This is a genomic window from Halomonas piscis, from assembly GCF_031886125.1.
Classification (GTDB): Bacteria; Pseudomonadota; Gammaproteobacteria; order Pseudomonadales; family Halomonadaceae; genus Vreelandella; species Vreelandella piscis.
Window position 1 is genome coordinate 1,024,490 of the sequence record NZ_CP119391.1, and the last position, 14,298, is coordinate 1,038,787.

General features: G+C 64.4%; 11 protein-coding genes, 1 pseudogene and 2 riboswitches. Of the genes and pseudogenes, 9 read left to right on the forward strand and 3 right to left on the reverse strand.

Features of this window, described 5'->3' with window-relative positions:
- Positions 1-44 precede the first annotated feature (44 nt).
- The 6 genes and pseudogenes from P1P91_RS04870 to P1P91_RS04895 all read left to right on the forward strand — a co-directional run bounded on the left by P1P91_RS04870 (position 45) and on the right by P1P91_RS04895 (position 6,269).
- The gene (locus tag P1P91_RS04870) at positions 45-902 is read left to right on the forward strand and encodes a cation transporter (protein ID WP_311884915.1); all 858 of its coding nucleotides are present in this window, start codon (positions 45-47) and stop codon (positions 900-902) included.
- A gap of 16 nt (positions 903-918) precedes the next feature.
- Complete coding sequence (gene ybaK, locus P1P91_RS04875; protein ID WP_311884917.1) at positions 919-1,386, forward strand: Cys-tRNA(Pro) deacylase; 468 nt, start codon at positions 919-921, stop codon at positions 1,384-1,386.
- A gap of 96 nt (positions 1,387-1,482) precedes the next feature.
- Positions 1,483-2,898: an ATP-dependent RNA helicase DbpA gene (gene dbpA, locus P1P91_RS04880; RefSeq protein ID WP_311884919.1), complete on the forward strand. Its 1,416-nt coding sequence runs from the start codon at positions 1,483-1,485 to the stop codon at positions 2,896-2,898.
- Between the two features lie 24 nt (positions 2,899-2,922).
- A pseudogene (locus P1P91_RS04885) lies at positions 2,923-3,786 on the forward strand (PA4780 family RIO1-like protein kinase).
- Positions 3,787-3,810: 24 nt separating this feature from the next.
- Entirely contained in the window at positions 3,811-4,338 is a 528-nt protein-coding gene (locus tag P1P91_RS04890) for a YgjV family protein (protein ID WP_311884921.1), read from the forward strand.
- A 32-nt stretch (positions 4,339-4,370) separates the two neighbouring features.
- On the forward strand, positions 4,371-6,269 hold the full coding sequence (locus tag P1P91_RS04895) for an ABC transporter ATP-binding protein (RefSeq protein ID WP_311884923.1): 1,899 nt from the start codon (positions 4,371-4,373) through the stop codon (positions 6,267-6,269).
- Here P1P91_RS04895 and P1P91_RS04900 read toward each other — a convergent pair.
- Complete coding sequence (locus P1P91_RS04900) at positions 6,266-7,012, reverse strand: YebC/PmpR family DNA-binding transcriptional regulator (RefSeq protein WP_311884924.1); 747 nt, start codon at positions 7,010-7,012, stop codon at positions 6,266-6,268. The genes P1P91_RS04895 and P1P91_RS04900 overlap by 4 nt on opposite strands.
- Before the next feature lie 156 nt (positions 7,013-7,168).
- A riboswitch (TPP riboswitch) is annotated at positions 7,169-7,267 on the forward strand.
- 54 nt (positions 7,268-7,321) lie between these two features.
- Here P1P91_RS04900 and P1P91_RS04905 point away from each other — a divergent pair.
- Both P1P91_RS04905 and P1P91_RS04910 read left to right on the forward strand, forming a co-directional pair.
- On the forward strand, positions 7,322-8,122 hold the full coding sequence (locus P1P91_RS04905) for a 3-oxoacyl-ACP reductase (RefSeq protein WP_311884925.1): 801 nt from the start codon (positions 7,322-7,324) through the stop codon (positions 8,120-8,122).
- A complete protein-coding gene (locus P1P91_RS04910) occupies positions 8,122-9,417 on the forward strand; it encodes an LLM class flavin-dependent oxidoreductase (RefSeq protein ID WP_311884927.1) in 1,296 nt (431 codons plus the stop codon). Before P1P91_RS04905 ends, P1P91_RS04910 begins: the two co-directional genes overlap by 1 nt.
- 327 nt (positions 9,418-9,744) lie before the next feature.
- On the opposite strand, the gene P1P91_RS04915 is transcribed toward P1P91_RS04910, so the two are convergent.
- Both P1P91_RS04915 and P1P91_RS04920 read right to left on the reverse strand, forming a co-directional pair.
- Positions 9,745-10,788, reverse strand: a complete 1,044-nt coding sequence (locus tag P1P91_RS04915) for an IS110 family RNA-guided transposase (RefSeq protein ID WP_311882070.1) — start codon at positions 10,786-10,788, stop codon at positions 9,745-9,747.
- Positions 10,789-10,970: 182 nt separating this feature from the next.
- The gene (locus tag P1P91_RS04920) at positions 10,971-12,422 is read right to left on the reverse strand and encodes a sodium:solute symporter family transporter (protein ID WP_311884929.1); all 1,452 of its coding nucleotides are present in this window, start codon (positions 12,420-12,422) and stop codon (positions 10,971-10,973) included.
- A 79-nt stretch (positions 12,423-12,501) separates the two neighbouring features.
- Positions 12,502-12,610, reverse strand: a riboswitch (TPP riboswitch).
- Positions 12,611-12,791: 181 nt separating this feature from the next.
- On the opposite strand from P1P91_RS04920, the gene P1P91_RS04925 reads away from it, so the two are divergent.
- Entirely contained in the window at positions 12,792-14,252 is a 1,461-nt protein-coding gene (locus tag P1P91_RS04925) for a catalase (protein ID WP_311884930.1), read from the forward strand.
- Positions 14,253-14,298: the final 46 nt, after the last annotated feature.

The following is a 14,298-nucleotide window of genomic DNA, read 5'->3' on the forward strand; positions in this document are numbered from 1 at the left end:
GATAATAGTGTTGCAATGATGCGTTTTTTTCAGGAGATATTACGGTGAGTGCCGTAACGATTGAGCGTCGCGCCCTGCGGTTTTCCGCTATTTCTGCCGCGGTGTTTGCCTTTTCCGGGCTGGCGCTGGGTGTGGCCAGCGGCTCCATGACCATTCTGTTTGACAGCGGCTATTCGCTGATGAGCCTTGCGCTGGTGGTGCTGTCGCTCTGGGCGCACCGCTGTGTGCAGCGCCCGGCCTGCGGGCGCTACCCCTTTGGACGCCTGACGGTGGAGCCGCTGACGGTGCTGCTCAAGGGCGTGATGATCGGGCTGGTGTGTCTGGCATCGCTGGGTGCTGCCCTGTGGAGCCTGGCGCACGGCGGTCGCACTGTCAGCCTTGACCTCGCGCTGGCGTTTGGCGTGTTGAACGTGGTGGGTTGCGCACTTAGCTGGGGGTACCTCAAGCGCTGCGCAGCAAGGGTTAACGCACCGCTGCTGGCGGCCGAGATTCGCCAGTGGCAAATGGATACCTGGCTGAGCGCGGCGGTGCTGATCGGCTTTGCCGTGACCTTTCTCCTCAGCCTGACGCCCTGGGCGGCATGGGCGCGCTTTGCCGATCCGGTGATGGTGCTGCTGATCGTGGGATATTTCCTGCCGATCCCCTGGCGCATGAATCGCGACGCGCTGCGTGAAGTGATGCTGGCAACGCCCGGCGATGCCCTGCGTCAGGCGCTGATAGCGCAGGATACGCTGGCGGTAGCGCCCGAGAATATCCGGCTGGCGCAGGTAGGCAGTTTCATGCTGCTGGATATCAAGCTCGCCAAGGATGAGCTCAAGGATGCCGATAGTATCGTCGCCACGCTGGAGCAGCGCTGTCGCCAGCTGGAGCTGCGGCCGGTCACTTCGATTACCCTGACTTGAAGCCTGGAGGTTAGCCATGACACCGGCCATTGACGCCGCCAAAAAAGCTCGCGTCGCCTTTGCGACTCACACCTACACCCACGATGAAAGCGCGGTCTCTTACGGCCTCGAAGCGGCGGAGAAGCTGGGCGTGACACCCGAGTGCATCTTCAAAACGCTGGTGGTGCTGCTGGACGGCAAGCGCTTGGCGGTAGGCATCGTGCCGGTCGAAAGCCAGCTTGGCTTAAAACAGCTCGCCCGGGTGGCAGGCGCGAAAAAAGCCGCCATGGCGCCACCTGCCGAGGTCGAACGTGCCACCGGCTACGTGCTGGGTGGAGTGAGCCCGCTGGGGCAGAAAAAGCGCCTGCCCACGTTTATTGATACGTCGGCCGAGGCGCTTGAGCAGGTCTATGTGAGTGCCGGCAAACGCGGGCTTGAAATCGCTCTGGCCCCGGCGGATCTGGCGGGGCTCATCGGGGCAGAGTTTGCTTCGCTTGCCGTATAGCCGCGAGCTTTTCTGGTAAACTGCGGGGCATTGGCGGCGATCTCTATGGGGTAGCCGCTCCCTTCTTCAGATGCCCTCTTTTTTCAGGTAACTCTTTTGTCGATCACTGCTTTCTCGCGTCTGGCCCTGCCCGACGCTTTGCTTTCGAATCTGGATTCGCTTGGCTATAACGCCATGACGCCGGTACAGGCCCAGGCGCTGCCCGCCGCCCTTGAGGGGCGCGACGTGCTGGCCCAGGCGCAAACCGGCTCGGGCAAAACCGCCGCCTTTGGCCTTTCGCTGCTGGCTCGTTTGGATTTAGCCTCATCCCGCGTCCAGTCGCTGGTGCTGTGCCCCACCCGGGAACTCGCCGATCAGGTAGCCGAGGCGCTGCGCACGCTTGCCCGCAAGCTACCCAACGTCAAGGTGCTCACCCTTTGCGGCGGGGCGCCCTTTGGCCCCCAGCTGGCCTCCCTGGAGCACGGCGCGCATATCCTCGTGGGAACGCCGGGGCGGGTGGAGGACCATCTGCGCAAGGGCACGCTCAGGCTGAATGGCCTGACGACGCTGGTGCTCGACGAAGCCGACCGCATGCTGGACATGGGCTTTCAGGCCGCCATTGACGATATCGTGGCGCAAACGCCGGCCCGCCGGCAGACGCTTTTATTCAGCGCCACTTATCCGGCCGACGCGACCGAGGGCGGGCTCTCAGGCTTTACCCGGGGGCTTCTGCGCGAGCCGCATATCGTCCGGGTGGAAGACACCCACGACGATGCCACCATCGAGCAGCACTTTTATCGCCTGGATAAAGGGCGAACAATGGATGTCGAGGCCGCGCGGCTTGATGCGCTGCTGACGCTTTTGTTCCACTACCGGCCGGAAAGCGGGGTGGTGTTTTGCCATACCAAACGTGACACCGTACGCGTGGCGGATAGTCTGAGCGCGGCGGGCATGCAGGCGCTTGCGCTCAACGGCGATCTGGAACAGAAGGACCGCGAGCGCATTCTGGTGATGTTTGCCAACCAAAGCGTGACGCTGCTGGTGGCCACCGACGTCGCCGCCCGGGGGCTGGATATCGACGGCGTGGACGCGGTATTCAACTTAGGCATCGCCCGGGAGCTTGAGGTGCACACCCACCGCGTGGGGCGCACCGGCCGGGCCGGCGAGCGCGGCGTGGCCTGTACGCTGGTGAGCGAAAAAGAGCGCTATCGCCTGTTGCAGCTGGGCGAGAGGCTGGGCGTCGAGTACGAAATGGAGCCGCTGCCCGAGGTAGCTGACACCCGCCCGCTTGCCGCCCCCATGGCCACGCTGCAGCTGGGCGCGGGCAAAAAGGACAAGCTGCGCCCGGGAGATATCCTCGGCGCGCTCACCGGCGACGGCGGCATTGCCGGTGAGCAGGTAGGCAAGATCAAGGTGCTCGCCCGCAGCGCCTACGTGGCGGTGGGGCGGGGCGTGGCCCAACAGGCGCTTGCCAAGCTTGAGCGCGACAGGCTCAAGGGGCGTAACGTTCGCGTGCGCCGCGTGACTCAATAGAATCCGGGAGACACTGACCGATCCATGAAAATCCCCAAGCGATTACAGCCGCTGATCGACGACGGCCTGATCAGCGCGGTCGAGCAGCAGCTGATGAGCGGCAAGGAAGCCCAGGTATACGTCGTGCGCTGCGGCGACGAGCGACGCTGCGCCAAGGTGTTCTAGGAAGCCAGGAAGCGTAGCTTCAAGCAGGCGGTGCAGTATCAGGAAGGCCGCCGGGAGCGCAACAGCCGCCGGGCCCGGGCCATGGCCAAAAAGACCCGCTACGGCCAGCAGCAGCAGGAGCAGGCCTGGCTCACCGCCGAGGTCGATGCCCTCTATCGGCTGGCCGCTGCCGAGGTGCGCGCGCCAAGGCCCCACGGCTTTATCGACGGCGTGCTGCTGATGGACATGATCGTTGATGCCGACGGCGACGTGGCCCCCAGGCTTGACGACGTGGCGCTTGACGCCGACACCGCCCGGGCTTACTACCAGAGCCTTTTGGGCGACGTGGTGAAGATGCTCTGCGCCGGGCTGATCCACGGCGACCTGTCCGAGTTCAACGTGCTCGAAGACGCCCAGGGCCCGGTGATCATCGATCTGCCCCAGGCCGTCGACGCCGCCGGAAACAACAGCGCCGAGGCGATGTTCAAGCGCGACGTCAACAACATGCGCGGCTACTTTGCTCGCTTTGCCCCGGCGCTTGGCGAGACCTACTACGCCGAGGAAATCTGGGCGCTTTATGAAGCCGGCGAGCTGCATCCGGATTCGCCGCTCACCGGCGAGTTTACCTTTGCCACGCACCTGGCCGACGTCGAGGAGGTGCTGGACGTGATCGACGATGCCAAAGAGGAAGAGGCCGAGCGCCTGGAGCGCCTGCGCGACGCCGAAGACGACAGATCCTGGTAGCTGTTATAAGGAGCACGCGGCCCCATGTACGACACTCTGGGCACGGTCGCCGGTCAGTTTTTTGGCCTGGTAGCGCTGATACTCAGCGTTCTGGCTTTTTCCAGCCGGCAGGACGATCGGTTGATGGTACTGCTGCTCTCCGCCAACGTGGCCTTCGCTTTACAGTTCGCCATGTTCCAGAGCTGGACAGCCGCCGCGCTGTCGTTGCTGGTGCTCGCGCGCATCGAGTGCGCGCGCCGCTACCCGCGCAGCAAGATGGCCATGGCCGCCGTGTTGACGGCAAGCCTGGTGGCCGCCTGGCTCACCTGGCAGAGCTGGGCGGATCTGCCCGCCGTTGCGGCCATGGTGCTGGGAACGGTAGGCATGTTCTTGCTTAGCGGTATCCCCATGCGTGTCTTGCTGGGACTGGCGGCGGTGGCCTGGACCCTCAGCCATCTTATCGTGGGCTCGGTTGGCGGGGCGCTGGCCGAAATGATGATCATCGTGACCAACGCCGTCACCGTGTATCGCCTTTATCGAATCCGGCAGCGCTATCCGGGCGTTATCGACTAGCCCTTACAGGTTTGTTTTCCACAGGAGACTCCATGTTCAGGCGTGTGTTGCAGCCGCTGTTCGACTATTTTGAAACGCGTATCTATCCGTATCCCGAAGGCAGCGTGAGCACACCGCCCCGGGGGCTTTTGCCTTTTCTCTGGCACTTTTCACGACCCCTGTTACCCATGCTGTTGTGGATGTCGCTGTTCACCGCCATGGTGTCGGCCTCCGAAGTGGTGTTTTTCCACTACATGGGCGAGCTGGTCGACTGGCTGGCCGGCGTCGAACGCGAGGGCTTCTGGCAGACCCACGGTCTGACGCTCATCGGCCTTGGGCTTTTGGTGCTGGTTGGCCTGCCGCTGCTGGTACTTTTGCAGTCGCTGGTGACCAACCAGAGTATTTTCGGCAACTATCCGATGATCGGCCGCTGGATTTCCCACCGCCACATGCTCAGCCAGAGCCTGGCGTTCTATCAGGACGAGTTTGCCGGCCGGGTCTCACAGAAGGTCATGCAGACCGCGCTTGCCATGCGCGAGACCGTGACCAAGGTGATGGATCTTCTGGTCTACGCCATCGTCTACTTTACCGGCGCGGCGTTTTTGCTGGTGCAGGCGGATATCTGGCTGGCGGTGCCGCTGCTTTTGTGGCTTGCCGGCTATCTGGCCATCATGCGCTTTTTTGTTCCCCGCCTGCGCCGGGTGTCCATGGCCCAGGCCAACGCCCGCGCGGTCATGACCGGGCGGGTGGTAGACAGCTACAGCAATATCCAGACCATCAAGCTGTTCGCCGATACCCGGCACGAGCAGAACTACGCTCGGGATGCCATGCGGGGCTTCATGAAAACGGTGCACGGCCAGATGCGCCTGGTCACGCTTCTGAGCGTGTGTTTGACGCTGCTCAACACGCTGCTGCTGGTGGGCATGGCGGCGACGGTGCTGGTGGCCTGGTATACCCAGGTCATTTCGCTCGGGGTGCTGGCCATCGCCATTGCCCTGGTGATGCGCGTGCGCTTCATGTCCGACTGGATTCTGGACGAAGTCGCCCGGCTGTTTGAGAACATCGGCACCGTCCAGGACGGCATGAACACGATCGCCAATACGCCCCAGGTGCTGGACGCGCCCGACGCCGGCGAACTTGTCGTCCCCCGGGGCGAAATCCGTTTCGAGGACCTGCACTTTGGCTACGTCGAGGCGGACGGCGAGTACAAGTCGGTGTTCGACGGGCTGGATCTGACCATCGCCTCTGGGGAAAAGGTCGGCCTGATCGGCCGCTCCGGGGCGGGCAAGTCGACGCTTGCCAACCTGCTGCTGCGTTTTTACGACCTCCAGGGCGGAGCCATCCGCATCGACGGGCAAAACATTGCCGAGGTCACTCAGGCTTCGCTGCGCCACCAGATCGGCATGGTTACCCAGGATACGTCGCTTCTGCACCGCTCGCTGCGCGACAACATTCGCTATGGCAGCCCCGAGGCCAGCGACGAGGCCGTCTGGGCCGCCGTGTGTCAGGCCCACGCTGACGAGTTCATCGATGACCTGGTGGACCCCCAGGGGCGCCGCGGGCTGGACGCCCACGTCGGCGAGCGGGGGGTGAAGCTCTCCGGGGGCCAGCGCCAGCGCATCGCCATTGCCCGGGTGCTGCTGAAAAACGCGCCGCTTCTGGTGCTGGACGAAGCCACCTCGGCGCTGGACTCCGAGGTCGAGGCGGCGATCCAGGAGCAGCTCGAGCACTTGATGCAGGGCAAGACGGTGATCGCCATCGCCCACCGGCTATCCACCATCGCCATGCTCGATCGGCTGCTGGTGGTCGACGAAGGGCGCATTGTCGAAGCTGGCAGCCACTCGGAGCTGCTGGCCAAGGGCGGTATCTACGCCCGGCTGTGGCAGCACCAGTCGGGCGGGTTTATTGGCCTGGGCGAAGAGGACCAGGCAGAAGGCAGGGAAAGCGCTTAGGCTCCGGCGCTCTCTTCTTCCCCCTCGGGAAACTCGGCGTTGTGGTAGATGTTCTGGACGTCGTCGAGGTCGCGGAGCATCGCCAGCAGCTTTTCCAGCGCCGCCACGTCGTCGCCTTCAACGGGCGTGGTGGTCTGGGGCAGAAACTGGATGTCGTCGGCCTCGAAGTCCAGCTCGCCGAAGGCGTCCACCAGCGCCTGGCGCGCCCTGGCGTACTCGGTGTGCGGGGCGAAGACGGTGATATGGCCGTCTTCGTGCTCGATATCGGTAACGTCGACGTCGGCTGCCATCAGCGCTTCCAGCACGGCCTCTTCGTCGTCACCGGCGAAGGCGAAAATCGCGCAGTGGTCGAAAAGGTGGCTGACGCTGCCCGGCGTGCCGATCTTGCTTTTGGCCTTGGTGAAGCAGCCGCGGACGTCGCCGATGGTGCGGTTGGCGTTGTCGGTCAGGCACTCGATGATGAGCATCACGTTGCCCGGGCCGAAGCCTTCGTAGCGCGCCGGGGAAAAATCCTCGCCGCCGGCGCCGGCGGCCTTGTCCAGCGCCTTGTCGACGACGTGGGCGGGCACCTGGTCCTTCTTGGCGCGGTCAAGCAGGGCGCGCAGCGCCAGGTTGCTGTGAGGGTCGGGGCCGCCGGATTTGGCGCAGACGTAAATCTCGCGCCCGTACTTGCTGTACACCTTGGTCTTGGCGTCGGCCGTTTTGGCCATGGATTCCTTGCGGTTCTGATAAGCCCTACCCATGTTGCAGTCCTGTGTTGGTTCAACGTGGCGGCCGGAAGATCGGCGCGGCATAAAGGTGCCCCGATTTTACGCCACAGCCGCCGGCGAGGCCATGCCGGGTCCGGGAAGCGCTGGCCGGCCGCTGGCCAATGACTGGCCCATGCGCTATGGTCAGACCTGCATGACACGGGGTGTCCCGCCAGCGGCGGGGCTGAGAGAACACCCGCCGAACCTGATCCAGTTCATACCGGCGAAGGGATGTCAGCGCAGTGCTCGCCCGAGCACCCGGCGTGCGCCCTTCGCTGCCACCGTTACGCTAAGGGCCACATCATGAGTACCGCTCCCCACGCCACTTCTTCCACTACTGCGCTGCCGCTCGATCAGCAGATCGTGCTGATCACCGGTGCCGGCCGCGGGCTGGGCGCAAGCCTGGCGCGGGCGTTTCTGGGTGCCGGCGCCCGAGTGGTGATCAACTATCGCCACAGCGCCGCCGGCGCCGAAGCCGTGGCCGCCGAGGCGCCCGATCGGGCGCTGGCAGTCCAGGCCGACGTCTGCGATGCCGAGGCCGTCCAGGCCATGTTCGTTGCCGCGCGTAGACATTTCGCCGCGCCGGTGACCACGGTGGTGAATAACGCGCTGCCGGATTTCTCGTTCAACGGCGATGCCCGCCCGGACGCCGACTCGCTGACCTGGGAGCGGCTCGAGCAGCAGTTCAGAGGGGTGAACGAGGGCGCGCTCAACGTGATTCAGGCGGCCCTCGGCGGCATGCGCGAGCAGGGCTTCGGCCGCGTGATCAACGTCGGCACCAATCTCTTCCAGAATCCGGTCGTGCCGTACCACGACTATACCGCCGGCAAGGCCGCACTCTTGTCGCTGACCCGCACCTTTGCCCATGACCTGGGCCCGGACAACATCACCGTCAACATGATTTCCGGCGGGCTTCTGCGCACCACGGATGCGTCTTCGGCCACGCCGGACGAGGTCTTTGAGCTGATCGCCGCCAACACGCCGCTGCGCCGGGTGGTCACGCCGGACGAATTTGCCGACGCCGCGCTGCTGTTTGCCGCGCCCTGGAGCCGGGCGGTCACCGGACAGAACCTGGTGGTCGACGGCGGACTGGTGAAAAACTGATGGCGACACCTTCGATGCACCTCAATCTTTTCATTATGGGCTGCGGCCATCACCGCGCCGCCTGGCGCCACCCGGACTCCGCCGCCGAAAAAATGGGCGATATTCGCCACTTCGAGTCGCTGGCGCGCACCGCCGAGCGGGGCAGATTCGACGCCGTGTTCTTCGCCGACGGCCACGCCGCGGGCAACGTCGCCGGCGGGCCGCTGTGGTTTCTGGAGCCCTTGACCGCACTGTCCGCCATGGCCCGGGCCACCGAGCACATCGGCCTGATCTCGACGATTTCAAGCACCTTTTATACGCCGTTTCATGCCGCTCGGCTGCTCGCTTCGCTGGACCATATTTCCGGCGGGCGCATGGGCTGGAATCTGGTCACCTCGATGTTCGACACCGAAGCGCGCAATCACGGCCATACGGCCATGCCGCCCCACGCCGAGCGCTATGCCCGGGCCGAGGAGTTTGCCAACGTCGTGCTTGAGCTATGGGACAGCTGGGCCGACGATGCCCTGACGCTTGATCGCGCCGGCAACTTCGCCGATCCGCACAGGGTGCGGCCGATTCGTCATCACGGCGAGCACTTTCTGGTGGATGGTCCGCTCACCGTGCCGCGCCCGCCCCAGGGCAGGCCGGTGCTGTTCCAGGCCGGCGCGTCCGACCAGGGCCGGGACCTGGCCGCCCGCTACGCCGAAGCAATCTACGCCGTGGCCTATGACCTGGCGTCGGCGCAGGATTACTACCGCGATATCCAGGCGAGGGTAGCCGCTGCCGGCCGGCCGCCGGTGGCCATCATGCCGGGTCTGGTGACCTACGTGGGTTCCACCATGGACGAGGCAAGGGCCCGCCAGCGCGAGCTGGATGAGCTTTTGCCCACGGCGGATTCGCTGCAGCAGCTTGCCACCTTCATCGGCCAGGACTGCAGCGACTGGGAGCTTGATGCGCCGGTGCCCGCGCTTCCGCCGCTTGAGGACTTCACCGGGCCGAAAGGGCGCTACGCGACCATTCTGCGCATCGTCGAGTGCGAAAAGCCCACGCTGCGCCAGCTTTTGGGCCGGCTCGCCGCCGGCGGCGGGCACTGCACCATGATCGGCACGCCGGAGAGCATCGCCGACGAAATGCAGCGCTGGGTGGAAAACGGCGGCGCCGACGGCTTCAACCTGATGCCGCCGGCGCTGCCGTCGAGCATCGACGACTTCGTCGATCAGGTGGTGCCGGTGCTGCAAGAGCGCGGGCTCTTCCGTCGCGAGTACACGGCGACTACCCTGCGCGGGCATTTGGGGCTTGAGCGCCCGAGGGCGTGAGGCGTTGCATTCTTGTGTCTGTGCTGTCGCGAACGCTGTTTGCATCTGTGTCATTGCGTATAGGGACTCCTCCCCGGTTGCAAGCCTCGAAAGCCTGAAAAACACAGCCGATGCGTGCGTATAGTCGGTCTTTATACGGGGTCGCTATCCCCTGACCCTGATGAACGTCGCGCACCTTCTCTCCTCAACGAGCATTAGGCCTTTCAGCCATCGCAATGATCAGGTTTTGAGAAGGTCGGTCTGACCTGTTTTTCATCCCTCGTGGCTCGGCAACAAGGTGATGGCACTAGCGTGCCAGCATCCCCTGTACTGGTGGCCAACCGGCCATCAGCACTGGAATTCGGTGTCTACATAATCCGCCCGGTACGTCGTGTTGCCGTGCAGCAGCGCCCAGGCCACTCGCACGGTTTTGTTGGCCAGGGCAACGGCCGCCTTGTTCTTGCCCACGCGGTCGACCAGCGCTCTCAGCCAGTGGCTTTTGCTGTCCTGCTTGTCGCCCAGCCGCTGGATTACCGAATGCGCCCCGCGGATCAGCGCGGCCTTGAGGGAGAGCTGGCCGGTTCGGCCTATCCCCGTCATGGCCACCTTGCCGCCGCTGCTGAACTGGCGCGGTGTCAGGCCCAGGTAGGCCGACGCCTGTCGTCCTTTGCTGAACGCCTTGCCGTTACCCAGGGCGCTGTAGAGCTGGGTGGCAACGACGGGGCCGACGCCTTCCACGGCCTGCAGCCGCTGACACGCCGGAATGGCGCGGCTCAGCTGCTCCATTTGCTTGTCCAGGCGGTGAATGCGCTCATTTTGATGGTCCAGCTCGGCCATTTGGTCGGCCAGCAGCTCGCGTATCGTGAACGTCAGTTCGTTCTCCGCGTCCTCCAGCACACGCCACAGGGTCCGCTTCAGGGCCGCCTGACCGCGCCCGGAGACAATGCCGTATTCCTGCAGCAGGCCATGTACCTGGTTGATCAGCTGGGTGCGCTGTTTGATGTAACGATCTCGGATGCGATGCAGGCTCTGCAGGTCCTGCTGCTCCAGGTTTTTCTGAGGCACAAAACGCATGTGGGGTCGCAACCCGGCCTCCACGATCGCCAGCGCATCGTTGGCATCGGTCTTATGCCCCTTGCGAAACGGGGTGACAAACTGCGGTGCAATAAGCCGTACCTCATGCCCCATGGCCTGGAACTGCCGCGACCAGTGATGCGAGCCGCCGCAGGCCTCCATGAAGACGCGACAGCTTGGCTGACGCCGCAGGTAATCCAGCAGCTCCGCGCGCTTCAGCACTTTGTTGGTACGAACGCGTTGTTGACGGGTATTCACGATGCACACCTGAAACGCCTGCTTTGCCAAATCAATGCCAATCGCCGTATGCTGGTTCATGACTCTTCCCCCTCTTTTGGTGGTCTCAACGCCATTCTGCCCGATGAGGCATCGGAGTGGGGAGGAGTCCCTTTCATTGAGCGTAGCGAAGCAATCTCGGGGTTCTTGCCAGCGGCACCGCAAGGAGACCGCCGCGCTGTCGCTCGCGGTGACACGTAGCGAAAGCGCGGCATGAATCATGACTACGACGCCCGCCCAAAGCGGCGCACCAGCGTAGCCAGCCGTGCAAAGTCGTAATGCTCCCGGGCGGGCATCACCCGCATCAGCACCGCCGAGGCGGCTATCGGCACCAGGGCGGCGAGCAGAAAGCTTTCCAGCAGCGTCTCGGTGCCGGCCCCCGGCGCAGGGAACATGGCAAGCCCGGCAGCAAGCCCGCAGGCGGTGCTGATCACGGCCTGAAGGCCGCTGTAGCGGCGGCTGAACAGGCCGAAAAACACCGGAAACGCCGCCGCCGAGCACAAAAGGTCGGCGAGCAGAAACAGGTAGAGCACGCTGAAACCCTGGGCGGCGACGATGGTGATCGGCACCGCGGCGGCGACGATCAGCCAGCGGGCCAGGCGCATCAGCGTGGTCTCGCTTGCCTCGGGCAAAAGCCGGTGCATGTCCACCGCGATAATGCTCGAGGTGGCGTTGATGGTGGAGTCGGCGCTGCTCATCACCAGCGCCAGCCCCAGCGGAATCAGCGCCAGCGCAAACCACAGCGGCACGCTGTCCAGCAGCACGCTGAACAGCGCCACCGAGCCGTCGCCTTCCAGGCCCAGGCCCACAAAGGCCAGCCCGAAAAGTCCCATCATGATCACGATCGGCAGGTTCAAAAGCCCGCTGATCCAGAAGCTTCTGCGCAGCACGCCAACGTTTTTGGCAGCGTAGATGCGCTGCCAGGTGCCCTGATAGAAAAGCCCCGTGAGTACCACGGCGATAAAGAACGTCAGCCCCGCGCGCACCCCGCCGGCGTCGGTGATATCCAGAAGCTGCGGGGCGTTCTGCTCAAGGCCCTCCAGGGCGGGAGCCACGCCGCCGGCGGCCTGCCAGCCAAAAATCAGCAGGCAGGCGAGCAGCGGGAGAATTACCCCCATCTGCACCTTGTCGGTAAAGATCGAGGCGCGCAGGCCGCCGTAGAAGGTGTAAAGCACCGTGGCCGCCATCACCACGCCTGCCGTCAGCCCCAGCGGAATCGGCGCCAGCAGGGCGACCATGCGCGCCACGGCGGTGAGGCTCGCGGCAAGCCCGATGAACAGATAAAACAGCATGATCGAAAGCGTAAAGGCGTACATGACCCGCCCGTAGCGGTGAATCACGAACTCGGTGAGCCCGTGGCCTTCGGGGATCAGCTGGCGCATGCGCCGGCCCAGCGGAATCATGATCAGCCGCGGCACACAGGAGCCCAGTGCATAGCCCAGAAGCGCGCTGATACCGCCCCAGGTGGCGGCCTGGGCCGGGCCGAACAGCACCCAGGTGCCGAGGGTAGTGGCCAGCAGGGTCATCACGGTAGCTCGGGTACTTTGGGTATTGCGCGCGGCGATATAGGTGTCCAGATCGTCGCGCTGGCGGCGAGCGTAGAGCAGGCCGGGCACGGCAAAGGCGAGGGCGCAGAGCACAAGCCACAGCGCCGTCCAGACGGGATCAAGCTGCATGAAGGTGTGTCCTCTTTCCTTGTGGCAGCCGGGTTCCGGGCGTGTGTCGTATGGTGAATACGTTCGGGAAAGAGGCGCGTTGGCGTGTGCTGTCCTTCCCTGCGCCGGCATGACCCGGATCAGGTTCGAAGGGTTACCGGCGCAAAGCGGCGGATTCTCAGCCCGTCAAGGCTCCCCCAGGAAAACCTGAGCCTAGGCAGGGGCGGCGGCGTTGTCAAATTGGCGTTCAGGCTATCAATTAGGGTGTTGCGCAAGTTTTTAGCTATCGGCTATCGACAGGATAGTGCACTTTTGGGCAGGAAAAGAGTAGCCTGTGGGTATGGCAGTCAGCACTGCCGTACCAACGACTACCTACAAGGAGGCGCTAACGTGGCCGAAGACCCGCGCAAACCAACGACCAACGATGCCGGCAACCCCGTGGCAAGCGACGAATATTCGCTGACCGTAGGGCCAAACGGCCCCATCGTGCTGCACGATCACTATCTGATCGAGCAGATGGCGCAGTTCAACCGCGAGCGCATTCCCGAGCGCCAGCCCCACGCCAAGGGCAGCGGCGCATTCGGTCGCTTCGAGGTGACGGAAGACGTTAGCCGCTACACCCGGGCGGCGGTGTTTCAGCCGGGCACCGAAACCGAGGTGCTGATGCGCTTTTCCACCGTGGCCGGCGAGCGCGGCAGCCCGGATACCTGGCGCGACCCCCGGGGATTTTCCATCAAGTTCTACACCAGTGACGGCAACTACGACATGGTGGGGAACAACACCCCGGTGTTTTTCATGCGCGACCCGATGAAGTTTCAGCACTTCATTCGCTCCCAGAAGCGCCGGGCGGACAATAACCTGCGCGACCACGACATGCAGTGGGATTTCTGGTCGCTGTCGCCGGAGTCGGCCCACCAGGTGACCTGGCTGATGGGCGATCGCGGCATTCCCAGGACCTGGCGGCACATGAACGGCTATTCCAGCCACACCTACCTGTGGGTGAACGCCGAGGGCGAGAAGTTCTGGGTCAAGTATCACTTCAAGACCGATCAGGGGATCGAGTGCCTGACCCAGGAGGAGGCCGATCGCCTGGCCGGGGAAGACAGCGACTACCACATGCGCGATCTCTACGCCGCGATTGACCGGGGCGAGCATCCCAGCTGGACGCTGTACATGCAGATCATGCCGTTCAGGGAGGCCGAGACCTACCGCTTCAACCCCTTCGATCTGACCAAGATCTGGCCCCATGAGGACTACCCGCTGATCAAGGTGGGCAAGCTTACGCTGGACACCAACCCGGTGGACAACCACGCCCAGATCGAGCAGGCGGCGTTCGAGCCCAACAACCTGGTGCCGGGCATCGGCCTGTCCCCGGACAGAATGCTGCTGGCCCGCGGCTTTTCCTACGCCGACGCCCACCGGGCGCGGCTCGGGGTGAACTACAAGCAGATTCCGGTCAACGCGCCCAAGGTGCCGGTGCACAGCTACACCAAGGACGGCGCCATGCAGACGCGCACGGTAACCGATCCGGTGTACGCGCCCAACTCCAAGGGCGGCCCCCGGGCCGATGGCGAGCGCTACCCCGACGACACCACCTGGGAGACCGACGGCGACATGGTGCGCACGGCCTATACCCTGCGCGAGGACGATGACGACTTCGGCCAGGCCAACGCCCTGGTCAACCAGGTGATGGACGAGCCCGCTCGGGAGCGGCTGGTCAGCAACGTCGTCAAGCACCTGCTCGACGGCGTCACCCAGCCGGTGCTCGAGCGCGCCTTCGACTACTGGCGCAGCGTCGACGCCGAGATCGGCGAGCGCATCGCCCGGGGCGTGCGCGAGAAGCAGTCTTAAGCAAGCCAGGCGCTACACAAGCCTGACGCAGCCTGAGCGGCCCGCC